The sequence below is a fragment of the Butyrivibrio sp. genome (assembly GCF_017433805.1).
In the GTDB taxonomy this organism is placed as follows: Bacteria; Bacillota; Clostridia; order Lachnospirales; family Lachnospiraceae; genus Butyrivibrio.
In genome coordinates, this window is record NZ_JAFRGN010000007.1 from 88,486 (window position 1) to 115,391 (window position 26,906).

Sequence of the window (26,906 nt, forward strand, 5' to 3'; positions counted from 1 at the left end):
GGCCATTTGCCTCTTCTTTCAGACAATGTCAACAAGCATCTCTGCGGAAACCAACGGTAGAACAAACATCCAAAAAGCTTTCGTTCATATTTTTGGGCCTTATACACAACAACAGGCCAATAATGATCAATAGTTGAATTACCAGTTTAGTATTTCCTTACATAACATTTATGGATTTGCTCCATTTTAACTTCTTTTTCAAGATCGGAAAAATTGCTATTCATAAACTGATATCTGCTACTATCACCTTTATTAATAAAATCAAGCAGTGACTCCTGCAAGGTCTTTTCCTGCGCATTATACCAAAAAGCATGTGTTAGAATATGAAGACGCTTATAATCACCTGAATCTATAATCTCTCCAACAGACTCTCTCCATCTTCTCCTAGAATCCGATAAATATTTAAACTCTTTAAAATATACGCTTCCATAGCTGTTAACGACGTTAGGTATCTGCAAATCCGAGTCTAATATCATTTTACTCGGTCTATGCATGGAGACAACTGTTACAGGCATTTCGACTGCTCCAGCTAGCAAATTACATTCTTCAACTATTTTATTCTTTATAGCGTTTAAATCATTGTCAAACTCTGGATATATAACTTCATCAAAATGTAGTCCTATCTCATGTCCACACTTTATAATCTTCTGACAGCAATTATGCGATTCCTTAGAAAATACATTGTAGTTTTCATTTGTAAGCATAACAAAATATGTACTGCGTACACCTAACTCTTGTTCTAACTCAGCAAGTTTTACAGACATTGCTAAATCATAATCTACATCATGCCTAAGGATGGCACATTTTTCTGTAGCTTGCCAATTGTGATAATCGGCAATTACTTAATTTGAATCTAACAATTGATGAATTAAGTTTCGATATGAAGAATACGTAAATTGCATAATTTCTTCCATGTCTTTCTACTTATTTAACCATTTTATCGATATTACTTACTTTAGAAATATAGATTGGTCTGCCCTTAAGTTCCAAATATATTCGAGCCATATATTCTCCTATAACCCCGAGAAGTGTAATGATCACTCCGCCCATTAGCATTAGAAGAAGAATAATAGTCGTAGTATCCTCCCAGGCTCTTACACCCGAAAGAGTATTTTTTAACAAAATAACAGCATAAACAACAGTAGCAGCTACCAAGCAAATCCCAAGCCATACAGCTGCGCGAAGAGGTGTCGTAGCAAATGACACAAATCCATGCCAGGCATATCTTGCCAATCCCCAGAAAGACCACTTACTATTTCCTGCAAATCTCTCAACATTCTTGTATTCAATCCATACAGTATCAAATCCAACCCATGACATAATACCTTTTATAAACCTCTCTCTTTCAGAAAGAGATACTATGGCATCTGCCATCTGCTTGGTCATGATTCGATAGTCCGATCCTCCGGGAACTAGTTTCATAGAGGTCACTTTATTGATAATCCGGTAGAAACCTCTAGAAAAGAAACTTCTGATTATTGGCTCACCGTTTCTACTAACTCTCCTAGCCCCGCAGCAATCATGTCCTTCTTCCAACTTAGCTATCATATCAGGTAGTAGAGCTGGAGGATGCTGAAGATCTGCATCCATAAGTGCAACATAATCTCCCTGACAGTTTTCGAATCCGGCATATATAGCAGCCTCTTTGCCAAAATTACGAGCAAAAGATATGTACCTTATCTTGTCATCACCATAATCACTTGCAAGTTTTTGTATTTCAACTAGTGTATCATCACTACTTCCATCATTTATGTACAATAAAGAAAATGAATAGCCAGACAACTGGCTAAATACCTTATTAACCTCTATATATAGTTTTGCTATACATTCTTGCTCATTATAGCAAGGCACAATTATTTCTATATGCTTCATTATGATATTTCGCCTTCATCTTTTGATTCTGCTTTTCAATTCTTATATCAGGTTCAAATAGCCATCTACCATTGCTTCAATGCTAAATTTCCCTACTGCTTCATTAGCTTTTTGTTCGCACGCATGTACAACATTCTCTCCAGACAGCGCCTGTATAATAGCATTTGCAAGATACTGTTCCTCAATTTGCAATGACTCTGCCGCTGAACACTCTTTTTCGCTACATATTGGAGAAATAATACCATATTCTGCTTGGTATATATTGCCTAAAAGCTCGCCTTCTAATGGCAATTCTGGTGCCAACACCTCCCTGGCGCCGGATTTAAAATCAGTGGCTACGCAGGGCGTGCCCAATACCAATGCTTCAATAAGCGAACTCGGTAATCCCTCAAAAATAGATGACATGACAAAAAGGTCTGCTCTGGCCATATACTTAAAAGGATTATCTACTGCACCTTTAAATACAACTCTGTCCTGAAGATTTAGATCCTCACATAACTTCTTAAGGTACTGCTCCTGTTCCCCAGCACCTAGTATTAGCAATAGCACATCAGGAATATCTCTGATTATTAACTGCATAGCTCTGATAAGATGCCAATATCCTTTAGCCTTGGTCAATCTTCCTACACTAATCAAAACAGTATGATTATCAAACATTTTGTTCTCATCATCTGTTAATTGCTCTTTTGACATGGTTTTAATTTCATTGAAATCAAAGCCATTATATATTGTCACTAAATTATTCCCTTTATAATGTATCTGCTCTCGAAGGTCCTGCTCTACTCCCTTCGACACTGCAACCACATTATCAGCATGTCCATAAAATAGCCTGACTAACGGAAAAACTATATATTTGTATTTCCAATCAAATCCTGATGCAGAAAGTTTGGAATGCACTGTAGTAATTACTTTAGTATATCTTTTGCCAGTAATAATATTAGCTACATTTGCACTATCCAAGAAGCTAATAGCCGCGTTATAATTACCTGTCTTTTTCAACTTACATAGTTTAGATAGTCTTCTAAAAAACACACGTATCTGATACGATAATTTGCCTTTATCGTCTTCATGAGGCATTCCCAAATCAATGATATTGCCCTTATATGGGTACGACATATCACTTGCATCATTAAGTAATATATCTACTTCACACTCTTCCGGCAGTCCCATTATCAGGTTAGACGCTACTCGTTGAGCTCCACCATTACTCAAACTGGATACTATAATCAGTAACTTCATTATTGTCCTTCATGTTTTTATTTGATGAATGCGTCCTTCCATCCACTGGAAGGGACAAATCTCCAATTTACATCATTATCCAAATCATCTAGCAATCCGCAGTATTCCTTAATATTAGATGTGATACAAGGTTTGATATTCTTACCAAAGCCATATTTTTCAATACTTAACGCTGTCTGAATAGTTGGTATTTTCTTAATATCAGCCCCCATTAATGATGCTATCACATAATCAAAAATCATCTGATTTTCTCCTAATGCAATAACCCCAAGATTCTTGGGCGATGGCATTACTGGGCCTTCTTTTTCTCCAGATATTATCATGTCTGCTATAATTACCACTTTTCTCTGCGGCTTTTCACATAACTTGCCTTTTTTATCAGCATACACGAGAATCTTGTTGAGATCATTAATCGTCCTACTGATAGTATGATTACCACTCCAACTACCTTCTCCTGGTTCTCTGTGTATGACATTGGCTAGGATTTTGAACCCATAAGCCAGAAAGAAAGCAGGTCTGGCTATCAAGTATTTGCCATCCCCTTCTTTCATGTTCTTGTAATCATATAATTTATCGCTCATTACGCGAAGTATACTCTTGTGTTTGTACTCATCTCCACCATTTTCCACACTACCTACGGTATGATGAGGCAGATACTCTTTTCTAGCATTTATCCCCACCATATTTTTCATGGCTATAGTAACGCCCGCTTTACGGTGTGTTTTGGGTTTAGGCATGTTAATTACAACATCTGCTGCAAGGAGATAATTACTAACATAATACTCATGCTTTTCTGAATTATGGTGTGAAGCAAGCCTTCTAGGATCATAATTGGTTATTCTCAGATTCTTCAATGATTCTTCGCTGTCTTCATAGAACTCACTATCTTCAGCCAGATTTATTATTGTCCCAGAATTCCTGTTATCAATAGTCTGCTTATGGGTGCCCATTACAATATCAGATTTAAGCTCTCTGAAATCAACTAGTGAAATATCTATTCCCTTAGATTTGTAATAATTAACCAAATCCTCTAATCCGCTTTCACGGATGAGAACATCAAATTTGCATTCCTGCATCGGGGCATCACCTATTACTATAGTTCCTTTTCCATTCTGCGCCTTAATAACATAATCAACTACCGGAGCTATAACAGAAGGATTAGTAAATAGACAGTCTGTTCCCTCCCCAGAACGATTAACATCCATTACCAGATTAGGCTTAATTAGTACGTTTGATGTCTCATTTATAAATTCTCCAAACGGGTTCCAATCTTTTGTGCCATAATGCTCGGCATCGTAGCCATATAGATGAATTGCCTCCCTCACAGAATTATATACATCATTTTCACCTGAAGAAATCTCTTCAAAAATGTATTCTGGGTATTTTTGAGATGGTCTGAATAATTCTCTCTTAGACGGATAATAAGTCTTTTCGGTTTTATATATAGAAATATCACACTGTGTCATAAATAATCTCGCTATTTCTTTGGTATTTTTATATAATCGCCCATTGTCTTACCAAATTCTGTGGGATTGAATTTCTCACACCCTGATCCATGATAAAGTGTTATCTCTCCAAAGTAGATTTTGTCATAAATCACATATAAATCCACTCTAGCCTGTGTTAAGCCCTTGGAGAGGTTAGACGCCACCTCAAGCATTTCCCGCAAGCATTCTGGTCTAGTAATTTGATGTCTGGGGTTAGTAGGATACTTGATCTGCGCTGGAATATATTCCCATTCAGGTGTATACAGATTTCGTTCATGCTTGGTAAATCTGCCAAAATCCACTTGGATAACCTTGGGTACTCCATCAAAGCAAAATATCTTATAGTCTTTTAATTCTGTACCAGACTCATCCACCAAGTATTTCTCTGCATATACTCTTGGCACCAACCCCTTATATGCCCATTCTCGTCCATGAAGATAATAGTCTCTTTTTAGTCTGTTTCCTAGAAATCTACTCGCCCTCTTACTATCAAAAGAATCCTTATTATGGCAAATTACAATTCCTCCACTGTCATGCGTGCATTTAAGTACAAACTGATTGGGTAGTTTATCATAGTCAATATCGTCGCAAGAATCCCATGGTCCTCCCACTACTGGAATGAGGTATTCTGCACCAATTCTATCTGTCACAAATTTTCTTACTTCAAGTTTATCGGCCAATTTATGATAATCAGGATTGTGATCATATAGCTTAATCCATTGAATTTTATCATTAAATGTTACAGGATTCTTCAGATTAAGAGTGCCACCATTAACAAATTTATACTGCAATTTAGCAAATGATAAGTCATCAATTGGCGAAAGTAAAACATATATTAAATGGGTTAACTTATCTCTTATTATCTCGTTCATCTTTTCTCTGGCAGTATAAGTTTCTGTCCTAATTTGAAATCCCAATCACCTGGAATAAATTTAAAGAAACCATCCCAGGTATAGAAAGTCATTTCACCAAAAATATAGTCATCTTTATCTACATAAAAATCTACTCTTACTGTAGGAAAATCCTGTGCAAGCTTCTCCGAAGCATTTATCATATCTTTAATACATTGGGGCATTACATTTTCTTCTTTAGAATTAGCATAGTAATTTGTTACCATATCTAGTCTGTTTAAATCTCTATCATAGAAATCATTTGTCCTAAAATCTAATCTACTATGTGCAATTCCCTTACACACAGTAATGAACTCTACTTTGCCATTTAGGCATGTAATCTTGTATTCTACTGAGCTACTTTTTCCCAGAGTATCAACATATGGCTCCGCAATAATTCTAGGCTTTACGTTCTTATACTGCCACTCTCTTCCAGCATAATAGAAATTTCTCTTTAATCTGGAATTAAGAAACGCATTAATTTCTTCTACATCACATTTCTTCTTATCCCTTATAATACGTAAGCCCCCACTGTCATGCGTTACTTTGAGTACAAATGCATCTGGTAACCTGTCATAATCAATATCTTCTGCATTATCCCAAACCCCAATACATGGAATTACATGGCTTTCGCCAATCTTATCCGCAACATACTTCTTTACTTCATACTTATCCACCATCTTTGTAAGAAGTGGATCATGGTGATTAACCTTAAGCCACTGCAATTTTTCTGAAAAGGTCTGTGGATCATTAAAATCCATTTCTTTTCCATAAAAATATTTGCATAATTTATTAAGATACTTTTCATCTGGAACATCATGAAAATGTCCGTGAGCTCCAAGATATTTGTAAATACAATATCTCAAGTTGGTCGCTTTAACCATCTGGATGTTAAAAATCAAGCTATTTAATCCCATATTTAATCACTCTAACCTCGTAGATAAACAGTTATTTTCTTTTGAATACAAGCGTCCACAGTCCGGACAAATATATCTTCCATTTTCTACCAAATCAAGTACCTGCCCGCATTCGCACACCCACCCTATCTGCTTTGCAGGAACTCCAGCCATAAGAGCATGAGGTTTTACATCACAGGTCACTACCGCTCCTGCAGCAATCGTTGCATGATGCCCAATCTCGTGTCCGCAAACTATTGTGCAGTTGGCGCCAAGGGTAGCATCATGTCGAATTACAGTAGACAAATATTTGTGATTCTTTGGATAACGAGATCTTGGAGTAAGATCATTTGTAAACACGCAACTTGGCCCACAGAACACATAGTCTTCTATAGTGACACCTTCATAGATGGATACATTGTTCTGTACTTTTACCCCGTCCCCAAGGGTAACGTTATTGGAAATGTTTACATTCTGGCCCAGAGAACAATTTGCACCAATAACTGCACCTGATTGAATATGACTAAAATGCCAAATCTTGGTATTATCACCTATCTTGACATCGTTATCTACTATTGACGTTTCATGTATATAGTAATTACTATCATTCATCTTTTTTATTTCCAAATTCCTCTATCGACTTCACGCTATATGGCGCATAAACATGTACACCATAATATGTCTTGATAAGTATCTCGCTCATAAGTCCAAATATGATCATGATGAGACCAATGATAACGAAAAAAATGGTAAGAAGTGGTGGAAATATATTATTTGACATCTTGGCACCAGATAAAAACAACACTACTGACCACACAGCGCAAATGAAACCAAGTATTTCAAAAAACATCCCCATTCCGCCAAGGAGGTGAAGCGGTCTCGTGGAAAACTTATTCCAAAACCACACTGAAATCATATCTACAAATCCCTTGATAGTACGCTTCCAATTATATTTGGTATACCCAGAAGTCCTCGCCCTATGATTTACAACGACTTCTCCTATAGTGAAGCCTTTTATCTTAAGGATAGCAGGAATAAATCTGTGCTGTTCTCCATAAAGATTTACTCCTTTGAAACACTCTCTTTTGTAAACCTTAAGCGAACATCCACTATCATGAATTCCATCATGTACAAGTAGATATCTCAGGAAATTCGCTCCTCTTGAAACAAATCTTTTCATAAAGGTATCCTTACGGTTCTTACGCCATCCAGACACCACATCAACACCCTCTTTTTCCAAATATTCCAGCATCTGAGGAATATCAGCAGGATCATTTTGGCCATCTCCATCCATAGTTACTATGTAGTCATACTGCGCAGCCTTGATTCCCGCATCCATTGCAGCTGTCTGTCCAAAATTCTTGCGCATTTTGATATATTTGAGCGGACTAAGAGTTCTGCACACTTCGTCAGTTCTATCCGAAGATCCATCGTTTATAAAAATAATCTCATAAATATAATTGTTCTTCTCACAGACATCCTTAATTTCTCTGTGAAGATTTGCTATGTTGCCTTCCTCGTTGTAAACAGGAACCACAACAGATATTCTGTATTGCATAAAAGTCTCTCCCTACATATTTTGGTTAATGCATAATAACATAAAAATAATAAACTAATGAGAAAACGTTTGCAATCTTCAACTCAGTGAATCCATCACATCTTTTAAAGCCTTGCAAATATAATCGACTTCATCATCATGCAAATATGGATGTATCGGCAAACATAGAACAGTACTACAAAGTTTCTCAGTATTTGGACATTCTGCCTCAGCACTTCTTGTCTTTTCAAATGCTCCCTGCTTGTGCATAGGTTTTATATAGTAAATATTGGTTGGGATACCGGTTGAGCGCAACTCTTTTTGAACTACAGATCTGTCAATGTTTTCTGGAAGCTGAATTGTATACTGAGCCCAAGAACTATAGTATCTATCTGTTATATGTGGCACTGATAATCCCATAACATCTTTTAATAATTCATGATATTTTTCAGCAACATGGTTGACCCTATCAAGTTCATTAGAACAAAATGTTGGAAATTTGGCCAACAGTACTGCCGCCTGCATAGTATCAAGGCGAGAGTTCATACCAAGTCTTATATTATTATATTTGGCATTTGGATCATCTGGATGTTCCATATCTTTACCATGTACCGCTATTGACCTGCATAGCTCAGCCAATCTGTCATCATCTGTGAAGATTGCTCCTCCATCTCCATAACAACCAAGTGGTTTAGCCGGGAAGAAACTGGTAGTAGATATTGTACCCAATTTACCCGCCTTTATCTTTTCTCCATTATCCGTTGTATATTCACCGCCAAATCCTTGAGCAGCATCTTCCAACAATATAAGCTTATATTCTTCACATATATTTTTGACAGCCTGATAGTCAAATGGCTGTCCAAAAAGGTCAACTGCCACAACAGCCTTAGGCTTTAGTTCTCCTTCTTCTATAATTTTATCTATAGCCTTTCTAAGTGAAGAAGCTGAAATATTATATGTATCTAAATCAACATCAACAAATATCGGAGTCGCACCAACAGAAGCAGGACACTCTCCTGAGGAAAAGAAAGTAAAATCGGGAACAAATACTGCATCTCCTTTGCCTACTCCAGCTGACATTAGAGCAATAGAAATAGCATCGGTACCATTAGCACAAGAAATACAATGCTTACGTCCCACATAATCAGCAAGCGTTTTCTCGAGTTCTTTTACCTGTGGCCCGCTAATAAAATGACAACCTTCTATCACTGAAGACATCCCTGTATCTATCTCATTTTTAATAGCTTCATACTGTCTTTTTAAATCTCTAAATTCTATAGTCAAAATAATTCACCTCTTTTACTTAATACCATTCCAATCAGAGAATGTCTTTTTATCCAAGGATTCCACATCAGGATAAACTATTAATGGATTCATACTATCATTAAGGTATGCTGCCCATAACGAGAACGTGGAATTAGCAATAATATTATTTTTCATTCTGCTCATCAAAAGCATGTCCACATGCGCTAATTCATTATCATACCCCGCCACAACAGTTTTATTATCGATCCATTCAAATGCTGTCTCAGCATAGGACTTGTCATCTGAGAAAATGAAAAACTTAGCCTGATCTACCCTATCCTGTACATACTCAACCGCCTTCTTATAATAGGACAATCCTACTTCTTTTTCATATTCACTTCCAACATAATCTCCACGTCTTACATGCAATGAAACAGCATTATCCCTGAGCATTTCATCAGTTATGTATTTATCACATTCTTTAGGAAACTTGAGTTTATTCCTCAAGCCTTCGATATTGCCTTTGAAATAATCTATATTCTGCCAATATCCATCAAAATATCTTAAACCACTATTTAATGCATCTATGACCTCTAATGTATCTGTATTGCTTATTTCCGTCCAGTATGCATTTTCCCTTTTGTTAAAGAGTCTATCATTTATCTTTATCCTTAAAGCATTTAGCCTGTCAGCACCTTTTCCGCCATACATTATAGGGATCTGACCCGAATGCTTGATGATATCCCAATTAGATGCAACCTCTATGTCTATATTGGAGAAAATGTTCCAGATTCCCATTTCACCATGTGCTGATCTTATCTTGTAGTATGACAAATCTGCCAAAACGTCGTAATCTGGGCATTGTTGTTTCAGCCATTCGCAAAATGCATATTCATATAATTGATTTCCAAGTCCTCCTTGGAATTTTACCATTAGCTTTCTTTCCATCATACACTTACAGTCCAAGTTCCGCTTTAGTTCTTTCAATAAGTTTTCCATTAGAAACTTCATATATTCTATCGCAGTTCCTAACTGTTGATAATCTATGCGCCACAATAATGAGGGTCTTCTCTCCATGAAGCGCATCAATTGACTCCATAAGGGATTTCTCGGTTTCATTATCAAGAGCAGCCGTAGCTTCATCAAACACAATAACTTGTGTTTCAAAGTAAAGTGCTCTTGCAATAGCCACTCTCTGTCTCTGTCCACCGGAGAATTTCACTCCACGCTCACCTACTATTGTATCCAGTCCCTCATCTAATGTCTTCACAAAGTCGCCAAGCTGAGCCTGCTCGATTGCTTTCCATACTTTATCATCATCAATTTCTTCCGGAGTAAGTCCAAAAGCTATATTATTTCTTAGAGAATCATCTGTAAGGAAAATGCTCTGTTGAACATACGCAAGCATATGACTCCAAGAGTCTATGCATTCTGTAATATCAATTCCATTTACTTTAACTTCTCCGCTTTGAGGTGTGAACAGACCTAGGATTATATCGATAAGTGTCGTTTTACCAGAGCCAGACGCACCAATGAATGCTACAGACTCACCTCTTTTAATTTCTAATGATAATCCATTGATTACGTCTTTATCCGCACCAGTGTATCTCCAATGAATATCATTAAGTGTAATACTATTAAATTCCATTTCTGGAACTATGGAAGTAGCGGACTTATCTGATTCCAGCACTCCTTCTGCATTGACACTCGTAAGATTTTCATATGCTTCATCAACACCCGGTTTCTGGAAGATGATCTGTGTCGCAGATCTAGAAATTGTTGACATTGCAGGAAGCATCTTGATTCCACCAACAGCAAACACCGCCAGCTGTGGAAGGAATGAACTAAGATCTGCCCCCTGTAGCACTCTTACATACAAAATTGATATGATACCAGACATGAAAACTGTTTCAATAATTCTGATTGGGAATGTCTGTACGGTGATATATTTGGCTTCTAGCCTTCCTTTATTTTCAAAAGCATCTTCGTAAGCATCAATAAAACGATCTTTCCTACGCATTGCCATTATCTCTTTGATACCTTCAAGTATCTCATATGAATACTTTGTAACGCGTGTCTCAGCAACACGCTGCTCTCTACCCAAAAAGCTAGTTTTCTTTCTAAGAATAACCACCAAAATATACATGCAAACAAGTGAAATGCCAAGAAGTCCTATCGCCATAGTCAAATCGGTGTATGCCAGAAATGCTGCTATCATGAGAAGTGTGAGAATCTGTGTTATAAGATCAAATAATGTTCCCAGTGCATCCTTAACGCAGCCTACATCATTACCAATTCCACGGATTATCACAGAGCTGTTCGTCTCTACAAAAAACTGATATGGTTTACTCATGTATGCTCTGAGCATCTTAACAGATAACTTTTTCTGTAATTTGAATCTGTATGAATTCTGGAAATATGCAGAATACATCAGAAATGCATTCTTAAAAATGTAGAACACAACTAAAGCAAAGCTCATAAACAATACAAGCTGCATTCCACTTATTCCAGTGATATCAATTATACTGCCAATAATAGGATATTCTCTTACCTTCTCTGGAGAAGCTATCGCGTTTATAAAAGGAACTATGAGGCTGACTCCAACCGTTTCCAAAACTGCACACAACAAAATATCAGCCAAAACCACATAGGATTTCCGCCTGTCGCCCTTATCAAGGATTCCGAATATTCTTTTAATTACATCAATGAATTTTCTTATGTCATTAGTCATTTTGTATCTCTACACGTTCTACTAAATATCTAAATAACTCGAGGTAGCTTTCCGATGTTTTTTGCCACGAAAACTTCTCTTTTACCAGGTGTGAACTCTGTTCGCCCTGCTCCAGCGTTAAGTTTCCGTTAGATAACATAGCAATCAGGCGCTTGCCAAATTCACTTGACCCTTCTACAAATCCATTACCATCTATAAGTTCGTCGCTTCCCTGGCATGGTGTCATGAGAATAGGAAGTCCATAGGACATAGCCTCCAACACTACGTTAGGCATTCCTTCTTTCCTAGATGGAAACACAAAAATGTCGGCATTTCTATAGTATTCTGGCAGTTCGTTCTTGTTCTTTTGACCATAGAAAACTACTGTGTCTTGTAAGTCGTGCTCTGATGCGAGATTTTCCAGTGTTTCTCGGTATGGGCCATCACCTACTATCTGGAATAGTAAGTTTTTGCCGACGCTATTGCAATACTCACGAACAGAAGCTAGCTGCGGAATAATATCCTGTAAGCCTTTTCTTTCGATGAGCCTGGAAACAAATAGAAGGTTGATGGTATTGTCCTGGCACGCTTCCTGACTAGTTGTGGATACATAGGTGGAATCTTTTTCTGCAAAGGCATTCAGATCTGCTCCATTAGGAATTACCATTATTTCTTTTTTATCATAGAAATCTTCAGCAAGTTTTTTGAGTCCCTTACTATTAGCCACAAGAGCATCTGCATTCTTCCATATAGTTTTAATTGCAGGGCCTATCAGCTTATATACCTTTGTGAATCTATCCTGGAATCCAGGAATATCACCGCCTCCAAATCTGATAACGTATGGCAGCTTGTATTTCTTTTTAAGATAATACCCTACAGGGCCACTTGGAATGCCGAAGAATATCTGGCAAATGTCATATTTATTATCTTTTTCCAACCGGTCAGCTACTGGAAGCGCTTTTTTAAGATAATCAAGCATTTCAGCAAAGCTACAATGTTCTTTATGTTTTCTTTTGGTTTTGAGCCTTGTGATGGTTACGCAGCCGCTTGTGTCTTTGGTTTCAATTATTTCATGTTCCTTGAGGCCATCAAACCATACTGTTACTATATCAACTTCATGCCCACATCTTGCATATTGCCTTGCAAGATTCATACAAGCATTGGCTCCACCTCCACCAATTGGTGGGTATTCGTGGGAGATTATTAGAATATTCATATGTTATAATCTACGCCTTTCTTACTCTTCCTCTTTAAAATCAAACTCATGGAATAGGAATCGTCTACACAGCAGCAGAATTGCAATACTCACTATACTAACAAGTGCTTCCAGTGGTTTCTCATGACCCACAACAAGCGATCTTGCTATAGCAAAAATAAGCACCTCAATAACTGTATTCATTGAATGTTTGATGAGCATTCGTATAAACTCTATTACAATTACTGCATTAAAGGCCGTAACCAGTATGTCTTCTACGTATACGCCAAAGTCCAGGCTGGAAAAGGTAAATACATGAAGTGCAAGCTGTACACAACTATATACTACTCCAACAAGTAATATGGCTGCTACGATTTTCTCTAAAAAGCTTGGCATTTTCAGTATTATTCTGTGTATTTTCTCAAGTGTAGGCATACTCATTAAGGCATTCCTCCATTACTCGTGGTCATTACCGCAAAACCGCAAAAATCACATCTGCAACGTAAATCAGCAGCATGATAATTCATTTCACTCTTCTTTATAATCAAACTCATGAACAATAGCCTTAGAAAAAATGCGGTGTGGAAAATCCACACCGCATCCACTCTAGACATTATACAACAACCCGAAGATGATAGATAGAGTTCGTATATCTTCTACTTAATCCTAGCTTCAGTATTAACTTACACTTCTTTAACCCACAGGCCGTGAAGATTGCAGTACTCGTAGACTGCCACAGCTTTTTCGCCAGCTGGAAGTACAAATTCAGCAACTGGTTTCTCGGAAGGCTTCAGGTACTTGATCTGAGCACCGGTTGTTGTCTCAAGTGCTATGAACTGAATGTAGTGGTTATCCATCATAGGATGTTCCACTTCGCCAATCTGAACCTTAACAGTGTTTCCCTCTACTGTTACAGCTGGTACGTGCTTTTCTACTGCACCGTCAACAGCGCCAGGTACAAGCTCTTTCATTGGCTGTCCGCAGCACACTACTGGAACGCCTGAATCATTAAGCTTGGTGATAATGTTTCCGCAAGTTTCACATCTGTAGAATTTCATGAGAACGCCCTCCTTCATTGAGTAGATAATTGTATTATCATTATATCATCAATATTTGATTATTTATGTTCTTTTTATCTAACAACCTTCTCAAAATCCTCAGCTTCGCTAATCACAGATATATTGCATTTCTTGGCCTGCATATTCACTTATATTTGTAATGTTTTGAAATATCTTATAGACTCCATTATTGTTCTATCTCTGTTCAATGCACTTCTTTAGATATGTTGCTCTTGTGCTAGCAAGGTGTTTATTGATAAATGTACTGTAGATATCTTTATCTATTTCTTTTCCCGAAAGGTACTGATCCATAGTGGCCTTGAATTCGTCATAGTCCTTGATGTTAGGGCATATCTTGTTAAGCTCGAGTTCTCTTGTCTCTTCGTTGTCGGTGTATCTGCCTATGAGGTGGCAGTAGAAAACTGCGCTCTCATAGAATCTAGCAGTGACAAGATCAGCTCCGCCGAAGACATTTCGGCTGTTGTCACACTTAGGTGTAGAGACAATGCTGACTCTTGCTCTTCTCATCATATCAACAAACTCAGGTCTACCTGGGAGCTTACCTATATCCCCTCTAGTTGTTGAGGTGTAGTGCAGAGAAGCGTTTTCGCCCTGGTAAATGTACTCTACATCAGGATGTTCCTTGCAGTAATCCAGCATGTATTGGTGCATTACTGGGTTCTTCCTGCCTATCTGGATTACATCTATATCTTTGTCCGGTACTTCCTGTGTATAGTACTGATCTGATACACACTGATGGATGAAATATACGTTCTGGCAGCCCTTGGATTTCATCTCATTGTAGATATCCTTGGATGCTACAAAAAAAGCTGGAAGATCTTTGGTTGCTTCCATTATCTCATCTATCATACTTCTGGCAAAATCAAGATATATTGGGATAATGTTCCTGGTAGGAATCATATAGTAGCCTTCAGCATCCATTATAATGAGAACGCCCATCTTATCAGGGTCAGTTATTTTGTATTTCCATACTTTATTAGGAAACAGTTTTTTGGTATATCTTTTTAATCTACGTGAGATCTTGTCAAACAGGTTGTTGGTGAGACTCTCCACTGTAGTGCCCCACTCTTTGGCCCATATATCTTCCCACTCGAATAGTACATCCCATGATGGCCATGTGATGTAGCCTCTTTCTGAATAAACTTTCATTTGTATGTCCTTCTTGCTAGAACCGTTTTGAATACAAGTCTATTTTCTATGATATATTTGGCTTCTAGTTTACCTTTATTTTCAAATGCCCCTTCGTAAGCATCAATAAAGCGTTCTTTTCTCCGCATTGCCATTATCTCCTTGATACCCTCAAGCATCTCATAAGAATACTTGGTAACACGTGTCTCAGCAACTCTCTGTTCTCTTCCCAGAAAGCTACATCAATGATTTTTTAATATCATTAGTCATTTTGTATTACTACTCAACCTCTCAAACATGAAATATGCGGTGTGGAAAATCCACACCGCATCCACTCTTGATATTATACAACATCACGCTACCGAATGATAGAATGCATCTGCCTTCTCACTTATCACTAGATGTTACATTTGTATATGTATCTGGAATAAATATGTCAACCATCCCATCTTCAGATATTACTGCCACTACAAAATATATTTTGCCAGCGTCCTTAACTAAAGATGAGCCATATGTATAAAGCGAGTTAAAACGTGCACCTCTGCCTGGATCGCCTTCCAAGATGGCTTTTCCATCGACTATTGCTCCTACGCCGTAGCATTCACCCTCCAAATTGAGCAATATAGCGCCATCTATCGCAGTAACTCCAGAAGATTCTATTAGCTTTTTATCCAATTGCCTAGGCTGAATTTTTCTTGCTCTTTTTAGATTTGTTAATCTGTCAACCTCGAGCAGCAAGTGCTTATTCTTATTTTTTCCCTTATCCCCGATAAAAACTAGGCCTGTCCCATGAGAAGCAAACTGACTTGCGCACTCTATTACTGCTTTTACTGTAGCAGCATCTTTAGGTTCAAGATATCCATCCAGTTTAGACAACTGAGCAGACACTTCGTTTTTGGGCTCCAAGAAAGGAATGTGGAACACGCCTTCTCTATAGTCCAACAAAACATCCTGCTGCTTTGACACATTTCTGTATACCACCCAGGATAACTTACTTTTGATGTCTATGTATACACTTCCTTCTTTCAACCTATTATTTTTGACAATTCCCAGCATCTTATATTCATATTTGCCGTCTTTTTTACAAACAGAAATCAGTAAACTATTATTCTTACCCGCTAATTCCATATATTTCTTAATAGTCCTGAGATTATCAGTTGCAAATAACAGCGGTCCATCATCACTGATAAATTTAACTAGCATTTTATTATCGCATTTATCTAATCCCTTAGTAAAAAAGCACAGCGTCGATTTATTAAATCTTTTTTCATATTCCATAGCAGAAACATGTATCAACAGCTCAGTCTCAGGTAACTTATACTTCTTCATTACCTTCTTGCGATACTCTTCTATAAACCAATCTTTCTTTGAAAAATTGCCTAACAAATAGTTGACTCGGTTGGCATCGCATCTTCTGTTGAGATTATCCACCAGCAATGATAGTACTAAATCATCCTTTAGTGATTTCTGTAATTCGTCACATATTACTTCCAGTATAAAGCTTAATGAATCTGCTTTTTTCTGATATTCTTTAGCCACTTCCCAACATAAAACGTGTTTTTCAACTTTACACGATATTTTGTCAGAAATATCCAGACTCTGCTTCATATCAAATATTTTTTTTATTCTTTCAGAAATGTCTTCCAGTACCTTTTGGCTGTCAGTCTCAGTGTTCCCCATTTTTTAGTAGTTTCTCCCAATTCTTCTCACCAATTTCGTTATAGTAATTAGCAATATGTTTATGAATATCAATAATAATATCGCTTGTTCCAACTCCACCTTTTTCAACAGAAAAGAGCTCAAACATTTCTTTTACACTTTTCCGTTTCATATCTCTCTTTTCATTCTTTTCGGAATTAAGTTCATCCAGCTTGCTTACGCAATGCATAAGGTACTCAGCTATAAGTTTTAAAACGTACTTATCTTCCATGATGGTTAAACTAGATATTCCATCCCTTGTTAGTTCCTTTTTATTCTTAATAGAATCCGCTAACTTTTTTATTTCTTTTCCCTTTTCTTGTCTTTCGCGAGATAGGTATTTGTCCATTTCCTCCTTGGCTATTTTTGCAGTTTTAACGCAGTCGCTATCTGTAAAAGCGTTATCACCACACTGTATATCTCCTTTCTTCCAATGATACTTTTGGCAGTGGATCATACAATAAGTAACAAGTGCTGATCTAAGTGAAAAAACTGTAATACAATCAAAATCCTCTTGTCCTTGGTATTTAAGTTCTCTTACAACCAACTCTATATACTCACTAAATGAATATTGTAAAGTCTTTATACAAATTAGATCTGCTATGCATTCTTTGTATAAGTAAAAGAGTATAGAAAAGACACCTTTAATATCAAATAATCCTCTAAGAGTTTCACCTGTAAATTCCTGTCCCCAGCGATGTATATCCTGTGACAATTCTTCGATTTTCTTGTCAGGTTCTTCATTGTCCAATTGATAATAGTATTCTCTTTGCAACAGAGAATGCCATATTTTCTTCGGATCCATCTGTACAATACAGACCATCACGTTCTTTTCCCTTGGCACCACCCATTCTCTATGATAGATTCGTTTTTTTAAATGATTTGACATAGGGTCATCTTTACTGAAGTTTTTGGCTATCCATATTTCATTAGCCTCTTCTGCTAAAGTTTCTATATCCTCTGCCATCTCGTCCCAAATATCATCATAAAGTGCAAACTTAAATCTCTTATCTCTGCCTTTTTCCTGCCTGGATTTCTGAAATGATAATCTGATGTATTTTACATACATATATGCCATTATCTTCGTAGTAATCTCAGCACGCTCTTTCCTGTTTCTTATTCCTCCCCCGACGTTATGTGCCACCTCATGTCCCAAAATAAACATCAAATCACGTGGTCGATAGGTATTTATTTCCGGAAGTTCCATTAGAAATAGCCTCTTTGTGTCAGATATTGTGCTAAACTTTTCTCTTAATTTCACAAAATCAGAGACTCCAGGATAAGCCAGAAAAACATATTCATGTTCCTCTTCGTTATCATTCACAAATGTACCGAGGTATTCCTTCATGTTATAAATATAGGCATTGTAAAATGCCAGTAGTTTCACAGGAGTTTCATACACTCTCACATCAAAGTCTGGAGCCTGAGTAAACTGACGATCAGACCTAACAGAATTCTGAACCAACAAGCTGAATTCTCTAACAAACCCATAAGCAGATCTAAAAAAGGCGTTACGTATTTGCTCAATTCCTCTATCTGCAGCTTCTGGGTTTTCCTTGTAATAATCAAGCATTTCTTCTTCATCGTTCAATGCCTGTTCGGCCAAGTCGATCAAAATTGACATCTGCGTAAGCATCGTTTGAAATAGATAATCATGAATAGGGCTTACCTCAAATTTGCCTAAAGAATTTAAAATACTCAAAAAATATCGTCCAAGATGAGAGATTTCCCCATTTTTACCAGCTCTACTCTGCCATTCTTTACATCGATCAACCAACACTCTACATAAGACAGGCTCATTTTCACATATCTTTCCAGTCTTATTCGCCACAGGGAGTCCTTTAGTGCTGATCTTATTCGAATCATAATCCGAACCTATGATTGTAGTAACTCCAACTAGATTGTCCTGATATATTTTACTGGTATGGTTGAAAATGCCTTCCTTCTGCTTATAGAAAGAAAGGAAAATATCCCACGGCAACTCTCCTATCTCAAATTTGATATCATTGCAGCCTAGCACACCCTGTTTACTAATAGTTCCAATATATTCTTCGCCACCTTTTTCTTTTATCTCTTCAAGCATATGGTTATAAACAACATCAGCCAATTCTAGTTCTAGCGCAATAATATATATCTGTATATTTCTTGCTATTCCAAGCTCCTTTCTACATTTACCTTTATTGATCATTTTCATATTGATTGAAGCAAAAGAATAGCCATAGCTCACTCTAAGCCCAGCTTTTCCTAAATGAATATCTTCTATTATCTTGGCTCCATCTTCATATTTTTTGCATTTGAGAACAAGTATAATATCACTATAGTCAATGCTAAAATACGTTATAGCCTTAACATCTGTATTTTCGACACTGTCCTCTAATGCCGCAGCCTTTTTTAGTGATTCCTTGGAGCAAATGTCCTTGTCTATTTGAAGCATGGAAAAAAACAGGAATGGATAATCTGCAGTTTCACTATCCTTCCAGAAAATAGCATCCCTCTGTTTTGTATCATCGTCATCTCTAAATCCAAACACCGTTTGTATGGAATAGCTTCCGCACAGCTCCTCGCTTTGAGATCTCTGGGCATGCCATAATTTTTCAAAATCTAAAGCGCCTTCCATGTTTTCAAAAAGATTTTCACCCACCAACATGTCGTCATAATATCCCAGTATTTTCCACTGTACGTCCTCTACAGCCGGCTTAGAAGGTGGAAGATAATCGTTAAACAAATAAAACGGTCTACATACTTTTCCCATACTTTTCCCCTAACAATCCCCATGTTTTATAATAAAAAAACTGGCAAGAACCTTCGTCCTGCCAGTCAAATACTAACTTCACAAAAATATTTAATACACATTAACACTATCACACCTTAACCAGCTCGCCCAACTCATTATGTCTTGCTCTACTACGTGTTACTGTCCTACCATTTACATCTCTTCTATCAATAAAGCAACTGTACTCTTCATCCTCTTGATCACCATATATCAATTCATACAAATCTTCTATCGAGTACGGTATTTCTCTTCTAACATCTGCTCTCATAATAACGCCTCCACTTGGTTACTCTTTCCAAAAAAACAAAGTTGGGTTAGTGGTATCTGCTATTATAGCAGAGCACTATCACTACATCAACATTTTTTTCTGAAAAAAAGCATTAAAAAAAAATAATCCTCCCTAAAATTACCTACAATAATAATATAATAATAGTATATTACAAAAAAAATAATAAATTTGTTAAATCTATCAAAACTGTAACATTTTTCCGATTACTTCTCTTCTAATAATAACATATATACTGTATTTTGTGTTTATTTTCTCTTTTCTCATATATTTAGTATTTTCCTTGCATATGAACACGTCGCTGTAACTTTCGCATTGTTACGCTCAGCTTCTTCCAATACTTTATATACCAAACGCTTAGCTATTCCTTTGCCTTGATAATCCGAGGATACGCCTGTGTGGTAAATATTCCAAACGTCATCAGTAATCTGATAATCGCACTCACCTATTTCTTTTCCATTGTCTAGAGCGATGCTTCGGTTACTTTCTTGATCAAACGTCACATCTATATCATGTCTATACAAGCATGTCAGTGCGCCTGATGGGCACTGACTAATTGCCTGCCATATTTCTTTGGTCTCAGCATTATTAAGATTGATCCATGGCTTTTGCCCTGGACAAAAGGTCTTGGGGCTACCATTGACACATCTTCTCGCATGAAAACACTTATCAGAATTCCAAAATACTACGATATCATCATTCTCATAGGTTCTGTGCATAAGATATCTCCGTAATTATCGCTTTTTGCATCTATCTACAACAACTGAAAATAACATCGTTAAAACAAATGAAATCAAACTCCATAGCCATATATTAACGTCACCGATACGTCTAAGGATCCCATGTATCAAACTGATAACCGGTACATGTATGAGAAATGCATATTGAGATAATGCTGCTAATATGAGGAATGGCTTAGTTATTATATTGAGCGTTTTGTTATAGTTAAGTTTGTATGTGCTAGCGTTCTCAAGTGTTGCCAAATGGTAGATCAGGATAACTGTAGGTACAGTAAAATAGAATCCTGAATTCATTATCCAGCTATAACTTGCTGGCAATGTTCCATTTTTCAAATCTCCAGCATAGATGAGGACTATCGAGAGTATTGATGCTGTTGCAGCAATAGCAATTGATAATGTTGTATTCTGATGCTCCGGTAGATGTCTCTTTTCCCCATAAATATATCCTGCCTGCATAGCTATCAGATAATCTCCTATTCTTGATAGCGGGCTTTCGTATATATACAGCATGGATGAATCTTTGTAGTGATTAACAAACATTATGTTGATCACTATTGTAATGGCATAGATCAGTAATGAAATAAGAATAGCTCTAGTCACTATTGAGGTCATGGCTTTCTCAGAGCCGTAGAGCTTATGCATGATCTGAAGGAATAGTGGTGTTAACAGAAATAGCAACAAGCTCAGTGATAAATACCAAGTGACGATGTTGTACTCACTAAATATGTTGTACCACCAGCCACTCTTAGGGCCCCAATCAGAAATCAGAAAGGCGTTGGATACCAGTTTGCCAAGTGCTATTGGAAGCCTCTCCCCAAGAGAATTTATGACTGCATCTTTTACACTATAAGCATATAATCCGAAGGCTATAATCAACATCACTAGATGCAATGGATATATGCGTCTTATTTTCCTTACAGCATTCTTCCATGATGCTCTAGGACTACAATCAATTTCCTGACCATATCCATGAACAGCATTCAGAAACCCACTTAGCATGAGGAACACAGTTATGCTCCACCTGGAGAACACATCAGGCAGAAGTGTCGTGTGGAAGAAGAAAATGCCAAGGAAAGCTAATGCACGCAGTATTTGTAATGTTTTGAAATATTTTTTAGACTCCATTATTAGTTCAATCCCGTCTTAACTTAATGGTACAGAAACCACACATATCTGTCTATATCACTTGGGCTGTAGTCACCTGACTCTTTTACCAGAGTGTATAGTTCTTGCTCATCCTGGAGCTGAATACGTTTATATCCATTCTTGTCATAGAAACGAAGTGCTCTCTGGTTAACAGGATCTACGCACCAGTATACCTTGGTGATTCCGAGTTCTGTGTTAGCTTTATCTAGTATTACTGCCATAGCAGCCTTGGAATAGCCCTTACCCATAGCAGCTTTTCTGATTGTGATTCCGAACTCAGCTGACTTAGTCTCTATATTTATATTCTTGAGACTTATTGTGCCCATGTATTCATCTGTGTCGTCATCTGCTATAGCAAGGTGGAGATTTTCGTCCTGGCTATCCAGACTTTTCTTGATGAAGTTCTCACAGTCCTCTAATGTCAGCTTGGAGAAGTCTCTGTGAAGGTCATGCACCACTGAATCATCATGCATCCATTCCAGCATGAGTGGAGCATCTTGTAATTGTAATGAGCGAAGTTTCATTGTGTTATGCCTCTTTTTCTATAGTTTCCAGGATCATGTTTGCTACGTTTTCACTTATGCAGTCAGCAAATAATTCCTCTATCTGGCTATGATCTGCTGTTTGTCCCTTATATTTCTGAGCAAACTCAGTCAGATCCCTTGCTATTTCATCGATATCCTGGTCAGGTGCTACGCTGAGCGCCATAGGATATCTCTCCATATATGGAAGAGAAGGACAGTTAGGAATCTGGCATATATTCAGAATAGGCTTACCTGTGTTTATATACTCAATTAGCTTGGATGGAAGCATATTCTTGATATTGTTGTTAAGGTTAATGAGTACGTGAGCTTCCTTCTGGGCCTTAATGGATTCTGATGAGCTAACCCAACCATGGAGAACTAGTCTGTCTCCTAAGATTTCTTTATATTGAGCTACTGTCTTCTCAGATCCGCCGCCATATAAATGGAGGATGTAGTTCTTATGAAGTTTAGTGAATAGCTTCAGCATCAGTTCTGGATTTCTGATGTCGTCGTATAACTGGCCAACATATACAAAGTTGATGTTGGAATCAGCATCTAAAGATTCTTGCGTATTCTCTGTTTTTGAATCGAGCTTCTGCACTTTTGGCACACGGAAGGTTACTACCTTCTGGGCCAAATCAGCCGGCAAATAGTCCATATCATTACCAACAAAATCTAAAGCAAAGACTTTATGCGATGTTTCAAATACATGCAGTTCCTTTTGCAGATGCTTAGGCCTTGCTTTCTGTGTTGTCGATGGATTATTGGTGTATGGATCCATCATTATGACGTATTTGTTGTTACTGATATTGGCATTAGCCAGTGCATCTGCTATGTAATACGGCTCTGTTACAGCAATTACAGAATCAAAGCTATGCTCTGAGCACAGCTTCTCAATCTGCCTCTTATACTCATTCCTGATTTCTGATGATTCATAGTATTTCTTATCAATCAGCTTCTGCAAAAATACTGGGTGTGAGACAACATATGTTGCCTTACCAAGCGATGAAGCGTTGATCCACTTATCACTTTTAGTCACGTCGTTTAGTACGTCATCCTCGGCAACTTTGAATGTCCACACTTTGTTTAGCGCAGCTGCCTTTTCTTTATCCAGTTCATGGTATTTATCTTCTCTGGCCAGGCAATACACTTCATTTCCACCAGCAAGCCATGTCTTGGTAAGCTCATAGACAATGCCTACGTTAGCGCCACAGCTGGAAGATAAATTGTCTAATACAAGGAGTATTCTCATATTTGTCGCTCCGTTATAATTCTTCATTCCTATTATACTAGGCCATTATCCAACATAATAGCCGGTAAATGCAACTCGTAATAACATTTCCGACGAAAATATAATTCATTTTAACATTTGCTTTCATTGCTGATGGTTACATGCTACGATTCCATTTCTTATATCATCGTTTAACCAAAACAAAATTTCATATTTTCTGAATATCGTGTTATAAATTATCATTTTTCACATATTGTTCATAATTTTAGGATTGTTTTGACTTGCGCAAATATACAAAATACAGTATCTTAACTAAGCGTTGTAACGACAAGTCTTTTGCCGTAAGCAGTCCTTACCCCAATATCTCGTTTTCGCTCTGCACCGAATCTTGCGAAGCGGTATTGATTCTGAGGTAACACGCATTGGGAATATTAAAATACTGTATTTTTTCGATAAAACGCCCTGTCAGATAACTACATCAAGTTACCTGACAGGGCGTTTTATTGTTTTGGAAATATTTATTATCTTCGCAATTAATCTAGTTTAGATGCGACTTCTTTGGCAACTGATTCTGGTGCAAACTTCTCTTTGCATGTCTCTGATACAAGCTTCATATGCTCGCTACTAAATCTGCTCCTATTGCCTTGATAGTCACTTACCATCACTTTCATGGCTTCTGTTAAGGCATCTACATCATCAACCGGAACGAGGATGCCATTTGTATCATCTACAAAGTCCTCTGGCCCGCCACACTTTGTTGCTATAACAGGAGTTCCGGTAGCAAGCGCTTCGATATAGACAATGCCAAAGGTTTCAGATCGGCTTGGAAGAACGAAGCAATCGCTCTTTGCAAGTTTATCCGCAAACTCTTTTCTCACATATGAGCCTGTGAAGGTTATGTTATCGATTATACCTAGCTCTGAAGCTAGGTTCTTAATTATTGGAAGTTCTGGACCGTCGCCCATGATTGTGAGGTGAGTTTCTGTTGATATTTCATTGCGAAACTTGGCATATGCCTTAACCAGAACATCAAAGCCTTTGCCATGATTAGCACTGGCCGCAGATAGGAATTCAAACGTATCGCCAGGATGCCTTGCATCGCTGAACTTAAATTCACTCAGATCCACGATATTAGGAATTACAACGCTGTCTGCTCCGTAGTTCTTTTTAACATCTCTCGCAAGTGCGTTACTGACTGCTATGACAGTTCTGGCACCTTTCAGCGCTTTTTCTTTTCTCTTCTCTATAGCTTCTCCCTCGTTAAGAGGAGTGATGTGCTCAGTTACAATATATGGTACATTTTTCTGTTCGCAGTAGTCTGTCACAGAAATGGCCTGTTGACAGCAGTGAACGTGGATGCATCGAGGAATACCGAACTCTTTTTCTATTCTCTTGATTGCTCTGTTAAATGAGTAGTCCTGTGCTTTGTACTTAAGCTCTGGAGAAAATGGGCCCCATGGGAAGTTGTATTCGATGACAGGAATTCCTGCCTTCTCAAATCTATTATAGCCCCACTTACGGATTCTCCTGAAGGACCTCATATCAAGGGCTAGGAACACTATCTTTTCCCCGATATTATGAAGAGCCTTGGCCTGGTCGAACTGAAAGAGGCCATTTATCGGATATTTCTCTGACGGGCATCCCCAGGACACCTCCAAAACGTAGCTGTTATCGTTCATTTTTCTTATTCAACCCTCATATCAGAACACTTGCAAGTAGTACACAAAGAAAGCTTAGTAGTGTCCCCAGCAGATAGTACTCAGCAAAGTCTTTTTCATTAACAATCTTGTTGTACCTGGTAATCGACTTGGCAGTGAGGACAAGTCCCAGTGCAGAATACTGGCCGATAGCAATGAGAATAATCATTATAATTCTCTCTATTGTACCAATCATTATACCTGCATTCTTGGTAGCAATAATAGCATTCATATCCGTTCCTGCACCGATTGGTTTGTACTCTGCCAGGAACTTCTGAATCAAAATATTGGATGGCTTATGTAATATTAGTAGCACCAAAATCCACCTAAGCACACTATCCAAACTAAAAGAGTAATAGCCAGACACGGCGTCCAATATTTTTGTGTTCACAACGAAATTGTACCTGAACATAAAAAATGCCATTAGCAATATGCTAATCAAATGCGCCACCTGATCAATCCAAAATGTGTTCCAGCTATTTTTGAAGACTCTTTTCCTAATCAGTATATATTTAAGCGAATCTATAATAGCATGGGCTAAAGCTGTCAAAAATGCTGCTATTATCATGTCTGGATGCGGAACTAAAAGCGCCAATGCAAGTGATACAAGCAGATATTCAACTGAGTGTTTCAAAACCCCCGTATACTTCTTTTCTTTTTCTGTTGCAAGCTTTTCTGTTTGAAAATAAAAATCCCCCAAAATATGGGCAAATCCAAGATACAAATAATATTTGGTCATCTTGTAATCTCCACGATTGTCTTATTTATTATGTCTTCTATGTCCATATATGTTATAAAGTTAGCCATAGCAAGTCGCCTTGCCACTGTAGATTGCGTTGTACCAAGCCTTCTGGCAATCTCTGACTGACTATCATTATTACTGATAGCCTCCATGACAGTAGCTCTTTGCTCGTCAGACCAGCTATTGTCTATAAGCTTGTTCAATCTAAAAAAAGCGTTGAGATGCTCAAGTTCGAGATCATCTTTCTGCTCATAATACCCCACCTTCACATCAGGCGCCTGATGTTTGAGCTTTTTCTCCATAATTCTTAATTCATCAATCATCTCTCTAGCGGCATAATATGCTGGTCCGTCAGCACCTATGGCTGCAGTTTTCTTGATAGGAGTTGTAATATCGCCTATTCCTATGCCAAATCTAACCTCTACTGGATAAAGCTGTCGTTGAATTGCTCTGATCATCTCCAACAAGTGATCACCATTATGCAACAGCACTTGAAATTCATCTCCCAGCGTTATCACAAATTTCGCCGCTATATCACTGCCATAATTCTCATTTAGAGCATTCAGGATCTTATTAAGTTTCCTCTGTATATTCCCTCTGTCCTGAATATTCTTGGAATATCTAATATCACCAATTATCGCTATATAACGCTTCATTGCTGTTTTTCTCCTAATAGATATCATTAACGCAATGCATTTATGTGGTTTACTTCGATATAATAAAATTATGCACATATAATGCATAATTGTCAATAATGCGTTATACGTGCATAAAATAGGTTTATTCGTTAT

At 37.5% G+C, this 26,906-nt stretch carries 26 protein-coding genes; all 26 read right to left on the minus strand.

Annotation, left to right across the window (positions count from 1 at the left end):
• Positions 1–146 precede the first annotated feature (146 nt).
• Positions 147–764 (minus strand): hypothetical protein, encoded by a 618-nt coding sequence (locus IJI01_RS00940; RefSeq protein ID WP_292184447.1) that lies wholly within the window; start codon positions 762–764, stop codon positions 147–149.
• A gap of 160 nt (positions 765–924) precedes the next feature.
• The gene (locus tag IJI01_RS00945; protein ID WP_292184450.1) at positions 925–1,872 is read right to left on the minus strand and encodes a glycosyltransferase family 2 protein; all 948 of its coding nucleotides are present in this window, start codon (positions 1,870–1,872) and stop codon (positions 925–927) included.
• A 42-nt stretch (positions 1,873–1,914) separates the two neighbouring features.
• On the minus strand, positions 1,915–3,111 hold the full coding sequence (locus tag IJI01_RS00950) for a glycosyltransferase (protein WP_292184452.1): 1,197 nt from the start codon (positions 3,109–3,111) through the stop codon (positions 1,915–1,917).
• A gap of 17 nt (positions 3,112–3,128) precedes the next feature.
• The gene (locus IJI01_RS00955) at positions 3,129–4,577 is read right to left on the minus strand and encodes a DUF362 domain-containing protein (protein ID WP_292184453.1); all 1,449 of its coding nucleotides are present in this window, start codon (positions 4,575–4,577) and stop codon (positions 3,129–3,131) included.
• 11 nt (positions 4,578–4,588) lie between these two features.
• On the minus strand, positions 4,589–5,470 hold the full coding sequence (locus IJI01_RS00960; protein ID WP_292184455.1) for an ATP-grasp fold amidoligase family protein: 882 nt from the start codon (positions 5,468–5,470) through the stop codon (positions 4,589–4,591).
• Entirely contained in the window at positions 5,467–6,405 is a 939-nt protein-coding gene (locus IJI01_RS00965) for an ATP-grasp fold amidoligase family protein (RefSeq protein ID WP_292184458.1), read from the minus strand. Before IJI01_RS00965 ends, IJI01_RS00960 begins: the two co-directional genes overlap by 4 nt.
• A 6-nt stretch (positions 6,406–6,411) precedes the next feature.
• A complete protein-coding gene (locus IJI01_RS00970; RefSeq protein ID WP_292184461.1) occupies positions 6,412–6,996 on the minus strand; it encodes an acyltransferase in 585 nt (194 codons plus the stop codon).
• Positions 6,989–7,942 carry a glycosyltransferase family 2 protein gene (locus tag IJI01_RS00975; RefSeq protein ID WP_292184463.1) on the minus strand — a complete coding sequence of 318 codons (954 nt, stop codon included), beginning with the start codon at positions 7,940–7,942 and terminating at the stop codon, positions 6,989–6,991. Before IJI01_RS00975 ends, IJI01_RS00970 begins: the two co-directional genes overlap by 8 nt.
• 78 nt (positions 7,943–8,020) lie before the next feature.
• Positions 8,021–9,205 carry a DegT/DnrJ/EryC1/StrS family aminotransferase gene (locus IJI01_RS00980; RefSeq protein WP_330622974.1) on the minus strand — a complete coding sequence of 395 codons (1,185 nt, stop codon included), beginning with the start codon at positions 9,203–9,205 and terminating at the stop codon, positions 8,021–8,023.
• A gap of 15 nt (positions 9,206–9,220) precedes the next feature.
• Positions 9,221–10,117: an alpha-1,2-fucosyltransferase gene (locus IJI01_RS00985; protein ID WP_292184466.1), complete on the minus strand. Its 897-nt coding sequence runs from the start codon at positions 10,115–10,117 to the stop codon at positions 9,221–9,223.
• A 4-nt stretch (positions 10,118–10,121) separates the two neighbouring features.
• Positions 10,122–11,897: an ABC transporter ATP-binding protein gene (locus IJI01_RS00990; protein ID WP_292184469.1), complete on the minus strand. Its 1,776-nt coding sequence runs from the start codon at positions 11,895–11,897 to the stop codon at positions 10,122–10,124.
• Positions 11,890–13,092, minus strand: coding sequence for a glycosyltransferase family 4 protein (locus tag IJI01_RS00995; RefSeq protein ID WP_292184472.1), 1,203 nt, complete (start codon positions 13,090–13,092; stop codon positions 11,890–11,892). Before IJI01_RS00995 ends, IJI01_RS00990 begins: the two co-directional genes overlap by 8 nt.
• A gap of 21 nt (positions 13,093–13,113) precedes the next feature.
• Positions 13,114–13,512: a hypothetical protein gene (locus tag IJI01_RS01000; RefSeq protein WP_292184475.1), complete on the minus strand. Its 399-nt coding sequence runs from the start codon at positions 13,510–13,512 to the stop codon at positions 13,114–13,116.
• Between the two features lie 242 nt (positions 13,513–13,754).
• Positions 13,755–14,129, minus strand: coding sequence for a desulfoferrodoxin family protein (locus tag IJI01_RS01005; RefSeq protein ID WP_292184478.1), 375 nt, complete (start codon positions 14,127–14,129; stop codon positions 13,755–13,757).
• 195 nt (positions 14,130–14,324) lie between these two features.
• Complete coding sequence (locus IJI01_RS01010; RefSeq protein WP_292184481.1) at positions 14,325–15,299, minus strand: hypothetical protein; 975 nt, start codon at positions 15,297–15,299, stop codon at positions 14,325–14,327.
• Complete coding sequence (locus IJI01_RS01015; protein ID WP_292184484.1) at positions 15,296–15,427, minus strand: hypothetical protein; 132 nt, start codon at positions 15,425–15,427, stop codon at positions 15,296–15,298. Before IJI01_RS01015 ends, IJI01_RS01010 begins: the two co-directional genes overlap by 4 nt.
• A 238-nt stretch (positions 15,428–15,665) precedes the next feature.
• Positions 15,666–16,958 (minus strand): hypothetical protein, encoded by a 1,293-nt coding sequence (locus IJI01_RS01020; RefSeq protein ID WP_292184487.1) that lies wholly within the window; start codon positions 16,956–16,958, stop codon positions 15,666–15,668.
• Entirely contained in the window at positions 16,945–19,728 is a 2,784-nt protein-coding gene (locus IJI01_RS01025) for a hypothetical protein (protein ID WP_292184490.1), read from the minus strand. The genes IJI01_RS01020 and IJI01_RS01025 overlap by 14 nt, the downstream gene beginning before the upstream one ends.
• Positions 19,729–19,837: 109 nt before the next feature.
• On the minus strand, positions 19,838–20,017 hold the full coding sequence (locus IJI01_RS01030; protein WP_013279777.1) for a hypothetical protein: 180 nt from the start codon (positions 20,015–20,017) through the stop codon (positions 19,838–19,840).
• Positions 20,018–20,298: 281 nt separating this feature from the next.
• Positions 20,299–20,754 carry a GNAT family N-acetyltransferase gene (locus IJI01_RS01035; protein WP_292184496.1) on the minus strand — a complete coding sequence of 152 codons (456 nt, stop codon included), beginning with the start codon at positions 20,752–20,754 and terminating at the stop codon, positions 20,299–20,301.
• A gap of 15 nt (positions 20,755–20,769) precedes the next feature.
• Positions 20,770–21,900 carry an acyltransferase family protein gene (locus tag IJI01_RS01040; RefSeq protein ID WP_292184500.1) on the minus strand — a complete coding sequence of 377 codons (1,131 nt, stop codon included), beginning with the start codon at positions 21,898–21,900 and terminating at the stop codon, positions 20,770–20,772.
• Positions 21,901–21,923: 23 nt separating this feature from the next.
• Positions 21,924–22,445, minus strand: a complete 522-nt coding sequence (locus tag IJI01_RS01045; protein ID WP_292184503.1) for a GNAT family N-acetyltransferase — start codon at positions 22,443–22,445, stop codon at positions 21,924–21,926.
• 4 nt (positions 22,446–22,449) lie between these two features.
• A complete protein-coding gene (locus IJI01_RS01050; RefSeq protein WP_292184506.1) occupies positions 22,450–23,697 on the minus strand; it encodes a glycosyltransferase in 1,248 nt (415 codons plus the stop codon).
• A gap of 512 nt (positions 23,698–24,209) precedes the next feature.
• Positions 24,210–25,355: a glycosyltransferase gene (locus IJI01_RS01055; RefSeq protein ID WP_292184509.1), complete on the minus strand. Its 1,146-nt coding sequence runs from the start codon at positions 25,353–25,355 to the stop codon at positions 24,210–24,212.
• Between the two features lie 16 nt (positions 25,356–25,371).
• Positions 25,372–26,112 carry a DUF3307 domain-containing protein gene (locus IJI01_RS01060; protein ID WP_292184511.1) on the minus strand — a complete coding sequence of 247 codons (741 nt, stop codon included), beginning with the start codon at positions 26,110–26,112 and terminating at the stop codon, positions 25,372–25,374.
• Positions 26,109–26,771 (minus strand): SatD family protein, encoded by a 663-nt coding sequence (locus IJI01_RS01065; protein ID WP_292184514.1) that lies wholly within the window; start codon positions 26,769–26,771, stop codon positions 26,109–26,111. The genes IJI01_RS01060 and IJI01_RS01065 overlap by 4 nt, the downstream gene beginning before the upstream one ends.
• Between the last annotated feature and the right edge of the window lie 135 nt (positions 26,772–26,906).

Coding starts and splice junctions, on each gene's coding strand:
- IJI01_RS00990 (WP_292184469.1), bottom strand. CDS start 11,897: ATGACTAATGACATAAGAAAATTCATTGATGTAATTAAAAGAATATTC.
- IJI01_RS00950 (WP_292184452.1), bottom strand. CDS start 3,111: ATGAAGTTACTGATTATAGTATCCAGTTTGAGTAATGGTGGAGCTCAA.
- IJI01_RS00970 (WP_292184461.1), bottom strand. CDS start 6,996: ATGAATGATAGTAATTACTATATACATGAAACGTCAATAGTAGATAAC.
- IJI01_RS00945 (WP_292184450.1), bottom strand. CDS start 1,872: ATGAAGCATATAGAAATAATTGTGCCTTGCTATAATGAGCAAGAATGT.
- IJI01_RS01035 (WP_292184496.1), bottom strand. CDS start 20,754: ATGCACAGAACCTATGAGAATGATGATATCGTAGTATTTTGGAATTCT.
- IJI01_RS01040 (WP_292184500.1), bottom strand. CDS start 21,900: ATGGAGTCTAAAAAATATTTCAAAACATTACAAATACTGCGTGCATTA.
- IJI01_RS00940 (WP_292184447.1), bottom strand. CDS start 764: ATGTCTGTAAAACTTGCTGAGTTAGAACAAGAGTTAGGTGTACGCAGT.
- IJI01_RS00995 (WP_292184472.1), bottom strand. CDS start 13,092: ATGAATATTCTAATAATCTCCCACGAATACCCACCAATTGGTGGAGGT.
- IJI01_RS00955 (WP_292184453.1), bottom strand. CDS start 4,577: ATGACACAGTGTGATATTTCTATATATAAAACCGAAAAGACTTATTAT.
- IJI01_RS01025 (WP_292184490.1), bottom strand. CDS start 19,728: ATGGGAAAAGTATGTAGACCGTTTTATTTGTTTAACGATTATCTTCCA.
- IJI01_RS01065 (WP_292184514.1), bottom strand. CDS start 26,771: ATGAAGCGTTATATAGCGATAATTGGTGATATTAGATATTCCAAGAAT.
- IJI01_RS01020 (WP_292184487.1), bottom strand. CDS start 16,958: ATGGGGAACACTGAGACTGACAGCCAAAAGGTACTGGAAGACATTTCT.
- IJI01_RS01010 (WP_292184481.1), bottom strand. CDS start 15,299: ATGAAAGTTTATTCAGAAAGAGGCTACATCACATGGCCATCATGGGAT.
- IJI01_RS01045 (WP_292184503.1), bottom strand. CDS start 22,445: ATGAAACTTCGCTCATTACAATTACAAGATGCTCCACTCATGCTGGAA.
- IJI01_RS01005 (WP_292184478.1), bottom strand. CDS start 14,129: ATGAAATTCTACAGATGTGAAACTTGCGGAAACATTATCACCAAGCTT.
- IJI01_RS01030 (WP_013279777.1), bottom strand. CDS start 20,017: ATGAGAGCAGATGTTAGAAGAGAAATACCGTACTCGATAGAAGATTTG.
- IJI01_RS01055 (WP_292184509.1), bottom strand. CDS start 25,355: ATGAACGATAACAGCTACGTTTTGGAGGTGTCCTGGGGATGCCCGTCA.
- IJI01_RS00960 (WP_292184455.1), bottom strand. CDS start 5,470: ATGAACGAGATAATAAGAGATAAGTTAACCCATTTAATATATGTTTTA.
- IJI01_RS01000 (WP_292184475.1), bottom strand. CDS start 13,512: ATGAGTATGCCTACACTTGAGAAAATACACAGAATAATACTGAAAATG.
- IJI01_RS01060 (WP_292184511.1), bottom strand. CDS start 26,112: ATGACCAAATATTATTTGTATCTTGGATTTGCCCATATTTTGGGGGAT.
- IJI01_RS01015 (WP_292184484.1), bottom strand. CDS start 15,427: ATGCGGAGAAAAGAACGCTTTATTGATGCTTACGAAGGGGCATTTGAA.
- IJI01_RS01050 (WP_292184506.1), bottom strand. CDS start 23,697: ATGAGAATACTCCTTGTATTAGACAATTTATCTTCCAGCTGTGGCGCT.
- IJI01_RS00975 (WP_292184463.1), bottom strand. CDS start 7,942: ATGCAATACAGAATATCTGTTGTGGTTCCTGTTTACAACGAGGAAGGC.
- IJI01_RS00985 (WP_292184466.1), bottom strand. CDS start 10,117: ATGATGGAAAGAAAGCTAATGGTAAAATTCCAAGGAGGACTTGGAAAT.
- IJI01_RS00965 (WP_292184458.1), bottom strand. CDS start 6,405: ATGGGATTAAATAGCTTGATTTTTAACATCCAGATGGTTAAAGCGACC.